This window comes from Acidocella sp. (assembly GCF_013044125.1).
Taxonomy (GTDB): Bacteria; Pseudomonadota; Alphaproteobacteria; order Acetobacterales; family Acetobacteraceae; genus Acidocella.
Genome location: NZ_JABEVC010000176.1, coordinates 1 through 5,699, shown reverse-complemented (window position 1 = coordinate 5,699; position 5,699 = coordinate 1). Strand labels below are relative to the sequence as shown.

Genomic DNA, 5,699 nt, shown 5'->3' with positions numbered 1-5,699 from the left:
GCTGATGCCCATACAAACCTCCCGAGCAAATCAGCAGTCAGTGAATCAGCTCTTCGGCGTTAATTCAAGACGCTCAGAGATGTGTGCATCGGATAGCCGTTTTTACAGAGGATAACCAACCTTAACACACACGTGAGAAGTGGAGTTTTAAGGCATCTGAATAGTCTGTGTGTTCCGAGTTTATGAGGTGCTGATCTAATTTCCATCGGCTTCCTGCCAGGTTAGGACAAAGTCAACTTCGTCACGTCATCACGGCCATTGTCAGGCAGCGTCACCCGGACGTTGCCGATGTTTATCTCGGAGTACAGCGTCTCTTTCAGCGTGCCATCGGGCATCCGGTCAACGATCGTTCGGCGGATGACGATAGTCTGCTCGGCTGATTGCCGGACGGCTTCCAGGGCGGCTAGGCGGCGTTCAATCGGCTTCATTTTTTGGCTTCCAATGCTGCGATTCTGGTTTCGAGTTCGGCGGTCTCGATGGTGCGGCGCGTGGTCTCTATCAGCCCGGCCAGCCCCTGCGCTTCGTCTATGGTGATGACGCCATCGGCGGCGGCTGCGGTGATCGCGCCCAGGGCTTCAAGGGCGCTGGCGGCATCCGTGACAGGCTCCAGCGGCAGCACCACGGGGCGGCTCTTCACCTCGGGCCAGATACGCCGCAACACCAGCTCGGCGCTTCGGGCATCGCCGGATTTAGCCGAATTGATGACCGCGAGAAGGATTTCCTCAGAAGCGTTCCGGCCCAGCAGGTCCAGGGCTTCAACCGCCTTGTGGCGCACGCCTTTAGGTCGCCCAGCAGGGTTGCCACTCTGGCCGGGCTTAAATCGCCCCGCCTGCTTGGGGCCAGAATTATCAGTCATGCGCGGCCCCCGTATTGCCGCCGCCAGGGCGAAAGGTTCCCCAGCGGCGGCGGGATCGCGGCCAGGGGGTCTGGCCTGCCCGATTTAGATTTTTGGAAGCGGTGCATCGGCGTTGTTTTCGAGGTCCGCAATCAGCTTTTTCCACGGCGCAAGGTCCGGTGTCGGCAATGGGGTAGTGCGGTATTGCAGCCCTCGGGCCACGGCTAACCGATGTTGATGGGACTCAGGCGCGAAGCGGGAAAACAGATTCAATTCAGCGCGGTTTTGAATCTGCATCCGCTCAATCTCATCGGTGCGCTCAATCAACCGCACAACATGCGGGGCCAGCACCTCGGCCATGCCTTCGTCAATCGCCATTTTATAAATCAGGCTTTGCTCAATATCCTCCAGCTCATCCCGGATTTTTTCGAGAGCGCGCTCGGCAATAAGTTTTGCATCCTCGATCTCCGTGATTGCGGCGCGCTGGCGGGTGATGCTCGGCATGACTGCCACATGGTCGCCACCGGCTACCATTGCGTCAACTGCGGCTTTTGCCCGGCCCTCGCGCGCTTCGCCTATCTCGCGCTGCGCTTGGGTGATTTTAATGTCGGCATCGCGGATTGCAGCAGTTGCGCGGGTTTGCGCGGCTTCGAGTTGGTCACGGCGGGCAATCTTCGCTTTCCGTGCGGCGATGGCTTGGCGGAGTTTTTCGCGTGCGGGGTCTTTTGCCATCGTCAAGCCTTTCTGATTCGTGATGTTGCCGGGCATTGTGCGGCCAGGGTTTTCCGTGCGGCGGAATCTTGCGCGAATGACGGTTTCGCTAATTCCCCCGAAGGCGTAATCAGGCGCAACATGCTGCGGTAATGGTCCGGCGGGATCCCGGCCAGGTCAACGCCGCACGATTCCAGCGCCTCTTTATAAAGGGCCTCGGCATCCCCGCCAAAAGTCTCGCCCAGAAACGGCAACACTTCACGCCGCGCGGTTTCAGCTTCCAGCGCCTTCGCCATTGCGGCCTTGGTTAACGTCTCGGTCAGTTCGTCCAAACCGTAGCGCATGGCTCAGCCTTTCCGAATACGGGCGGTAGATGGTGCCACTGCGGCCAGCGCAGCAGCACCGGCAGCTGTCGCGGCGGGGGACGGGGTGCCAGCCCGGCGAATTGCCCGGAAAAGGCCGCCGTAGCCATCGCGGGGAACGCCGCGCAGGTCTGCCCCCAGCGCGTCCAAACCGATGCCGTAAATATCCTCTGCGCTCTTTGCGCCATCCAGCGCCATCGGGGCGACAACGCGCGAGACTTCGTTCAGGGCCACCCGGCGGGCTTCCATCGCGCGGGCGGCGGTTTCGTCAATGCGCTGCACCAGGTCGCGGGGGAGATTCAGGGATGTAGGGGCCGATTCGATCATTTAACAATAATAACTGAATCGCGCCAAATAGGCAAGCAAACTAACATTGAGTTTGCAACGTTGCGGGCGTGGGTCATGCGTCACCCCCCATCGCCAGGATGACACGCGGCGCACAACCAGCCATCAAGATTCGCGCCGCCCGCGAATTGGCCCTCGGTTCCGCACCTTGTGCAGCGCACCGCGCGGCTTGCTTCCTGCGGGCGGTTACCGTTCTGTAAGGCATACGTTGCCGTGCCCCATTCTCCAGCGGCTTCCTGGCGGGTCATCGCGTAGCCACCTGACCGCGTTCCGGTCATCCGGGCGATGGCGGCGTTCAGGAATTGCCTACTCCTGCCTTGCGGGTCTGCGAGATTTTTTACATCATCATGCAGGTCCGCCACCTTCATCGCCCCGGATTTGTGATGTTTCCACCACACTTCGAAAAGTTCCGTAATTCGCTGGCGGCGCGGATCATGAGCCTTCGCCCTGCTAATTTGGGCCACAGGGTCAGCACAACCCAGCGTCAACAGCGGATCGCGTATCCAGCGCGCCCAGGTCTCAAAACCACCTAAAGGTTTGCCTTTTTTTAGGACTGCTTCGTTCTGCCTGCCCCAGCGCCAGACGGTCAGCACGGCGGCGAGTAATTCACCGCGCCGCGCCTTGATGCCGTCAAGAAAACCATCGCGCCCCTCTGGAAAACTGCGGCCTTCGGGATCATCGCATTTTGCGTCAAGTTCCAGCGCGATAAACCGGCGCGCTAAATCTTCGGAAACGCTCAAGCCGTTGCCGGTGATCGCTATGAAGGCGGTTGAATTGAGCGATGCCATCTTGGTTTGACCGAATATCCGCACGCGCGCGGGGCGTTCGGTGATGACGCTGGCGAGGGTGTCAGATTTTAACGCCGTGCTGTTCACGTTATCCAAAAACAGCGCAGTCCCGGCTTGCATGAGTTCGGACGCAATGCGCTTGTCCAGTTCGGTTTTTTCGCTGCCAGCGGTGAAGGCCGCCGGGGGTGAACCAAACGCGATGGCGCATATCGCCTGAATCAGCAGGCCCTTGCCTGAACCAGCCCCGGAAACGTCCGGCGCGGTGACAAGTAACCCCGGTGCAAGCCAAAGCGAGGCGCGGCATACTGCGGTGAACAGGCCGCATAGGAAGGCGCTCTCGGCCTCGCCCGGCGGTTTGCTGGTATCCACAACGCTCATGTTGCCGATGACGACACGCGCGCTATCGGCATAAGGGAAGGTCCAGAACGCTATACGAAGTGTTAGCAATGCGGCCTCGGCATCGGCGCGGCTTGGCGTAGCCAGAACATTTACGGCGGGCATATTGTTGCACCATTGGCGGGTTGCGGCGTCATAGCCTTCCGCCGTCCGAATCTCGCCACCTTCGGAAAGTATCGGCGCACTGGCGATGCCGTCCAGTTTGGAGAAACCTTCCGCACAATCAACCAGCATTTTAGCGGCGCGTTCGGGGTATGTAATCGCCACTTCTTCCTGTTTTTTATTCAAGGTTATTGGCCGGCAAAGCTCATGAACCTGCATGGTAACGGCATGATTTGAGAGGGACGCAATCCGTACAGCCTCGCCTGGCTCGGCTATAACCCGCACGGGGAAGCCGCCCATATTGTAAACTCGCCCGGTTTCGGCCAGCAATTTCGCGGCGGCTTTTACCCCGGCGGGGAGATCGCCAAAGTTGATCATCAGGTCAGGCACCAGCGCGCGGGCGATTGCGGCCTTTGCATCGGCGGTGGCCTGGTTGGGTTGTTCCCGCGATACCACGCGCATTTTCAGGGCTTTTGCCCTGGGGCGGTCATCGCTGGCCGGGGTGGCAAAGTACGATTCCGCACCTGAATAAATACCGCCGGAATTTTTGATGATTTCCTGCATTTGCGCGGCGGAACGCGGCTTAGGAGAGGGGGATTCGGTCATTATGAAACCCTCCCGTTCAAGGCTGATTGTGCTGTTCGCTTGGCTTCAAGCGCGGGCAGGCCAGCGGCAATCCCTGCCTGTTCGATCAAGGCGGCGGCATAAGCATGGCCCAGGGTTCCGGCGGCAACCTGTTCCGCCAATCTGCACGCGGCCCAGAACACGCGGGCATTGCGTTCGCCTTCACCGGCACACACAACCCAGCGCATTAACTTGCCGATATTGGCATCATCCGGCACACGCGGCGGGCTGGGGGCGCGTTCAGGGCGGTTTTCCGCCGGTAGGGTAAGCCATGACGGCCAGGGCGCTATAGGCGCTTGCAGGAGCGTTCTATAGCCATGCGCTGCCCAGGCGATGATATAGCCACCCGTGGCGCGTACATCCACGCCCTTGATGCGGTTTAGCGCGGAGGTGCATGTCAGGCCGGGCCGGTGCTGAAAGTAGCAATGCCAGCCACCGGAACGGCTCTCGATGGTCAAGGTTTTCAGCTCATCGGCATGTTGCCAAAACCATGCGGCGGATTCGGGGTGCTTGGTTGCATCAATGTCCAAAATGGCCACGCCGGACGGTTCGCCGGTAGGAACGGCAATCAGCGGGCCGGGGTGTTTTTGCCATAATTCGCGGATGCCATCGGGATCATGCGCGGCGGTGTGAAACCCGCCAGGGCAGTTGGGGCGCTTGTGTTCATTGCAGAAGAAAGGCGGGTAGCCGGTCTCGGCATGGTAGTTTAGGGCGAGGTCTAAGGGGTTCGGCATAGAGGATTCCTTTAGGATTCCGCTTGCACTATCTGGCCGGGGGTTTTAGACTACTCTTGTGAGGTAGCAGCCCGTTTCGTAGTCCCCAGGCCCGTGCATTGCGCGGGCTTTGGTTTTTAAGCGGCTTTGGCGGCGGCGAGATTCACGGATGCGGCGGGCAGGCTGTTAAGCCAAAGCAAGCCGCTAGGGACGTGAACCAGAGTGCGGCGGCCAAGTTTTACAGCGCGCAACTGCTCCCGGCTAAGTGCCAAGTAAGTCGCGGTTCTGTTCAATCCACTAAGGGCGCACCACTGGGGGATGGTTGCATATTCGGGTGTAGGGGTCATGTCTGCTCCGTTTTGTTTGCTGAACAGAACAGGATAAGCATTTTTTTTTGCGCGCCGTAACCGGGAGATTAGTCGCTTATTTTTCGCTATTAAATCTCAAGATCGCCGCGCGCGCTTGGGATTCCACGCTCCCTTTAATTTCAAGAATACCAAAAATTTCGTTAAGCAGTTCCATGAATGGGCCACCAGCTATTGTGTCGTTTGTGATGACTGTTGGCGCACGGCCCGTAACCAAGTGATAAAAAAAAGCAACCTCATCGGAAAACCGCTTTAGGCTTGATTTTTCGGGCTGCCCCATCCCCTCATTCTTCGGCATAGCCGGTACTTTGGCTTGCTCGGCATTAAATTTTAACAGGCTGATTCTTGCTTCGAGCGTGACTAAGGGTCTGTTGATAAATAATTGAATCGTGGAGGGGAATTCTGCTCTGGGGGGATTCCGGCGCGGTAAGCGAATATTCTAGACTCGGTGTATGGTT

At 58.7% G+C, this 5,699-nt stretch carries 8 protein-coding genes; all 8 read right to left on the bottom strand.

Features of this window, described 5'->3' with window-relative positions; all coding sequences use genetic code 11:
- Positions 1 to 221: 221 nt before the first annotated feature.
- The 8 genes from HKL97_RS10785 to HKL97_RS10750 all read right to left on the bottom strand — a co-directional run bounded on the left by HKL97_RS10785 (position 222) and on the right by HKL97_RS10750 (position 5,539).
- The gene (locus tag HKL97_RS10785) at positions 222 to 428 is read right to left on the bottom strand and encodes a hypothetical protein (protein ID WP_291425184.1); all 207 of its coding nucleotides are present in this window, start codon (positions 426 to 428) and stop codon (positions 222 to 224) included.
- Positions 425 to 856, bottom strand: coding sequence for a DUF5681 domain-containing protein (locus tag HKL97_RS10780; RefSeq protein WP_284256688.1), 432 nt, complete (start codon positions 854 to 856; stop codon positions 425 to 427). Before HKL97_RS10780 ends, HKL97_RS10785 begins: the two co-directional genes overlap by 4 nt.
- A gap of 84 nt (positions 857 to 940) precedes the next feature.
- Positions 941 to 1,567 (bottom strand): hypothetical protein, encoded by a 627-nt coding sequence (locus HKL97_RS10775; protein WP_291425180.1) that lies wholly within the window; start codon positions 1,565 to 1,567, stop codon positions 941 to 943.
- 2 nt (positions 1,568 to 1,569) lie between these two features.
- Positions 1,570 to 1,890, bottom strand: a complete 321-nt coding sequence (locus tag HKL97_RS10770) for a hypothetical protein (protein ID WP_291425178.1) — start codon at positions 1,888 to 1,890, stop codon at positions 1,570 to 1,572.
- Positions 1,891 to 1,893: 3 nt separating this feature from the next.
- Positions 1,894 to 2,235, bottom strand: a complete 342-nt coding sequence (locus tag HKL97_RS10765) for a hypothetical protein (protein ID WP_291425176.1) — start codon at positions 2,233 to 2,235, stop codon at positions 1,894 to 1,896.
- Positions 2,236 to 2,315: 80 nt separating this feature from the next.
- Entirely contained in the window at positions 2,316 to 4,145 is a 1,830-nt protein-coding gene (locus HKL97_RS10760) for a hypothetical protein (protein WP_291425173.1), read from the bottom strand.
- On the bottom strand, positions 4,145 to 4,897 hold the full coding sequence (locus HKL97_RS10755) for a bifunctional DNA primase/polymerase (RefSeq protein WP_291425171.1): 753 nt from the start codon (positions 4,895 to 4,897) through the stop codon (positions 4,145 to 4,147). Before HKL97_RS10755 ends, HKL97_RS10760 begins: the two co-directional genes overlap by 1 nt.
- Positions 4,898 to 5,299: 402 nt before the next feature.
- A complete protein-coding gene (locus tag HKL97_RS10750) occupies positions 5,300 to 5,539 on the bottom strand; it encodes a hypothetical protein (protein WP_291425170.1) in 240 nt (79 codons plus the stop codon).
- Positions 5,540 to 5,699 lie beyond the last annotated feature (160 nt).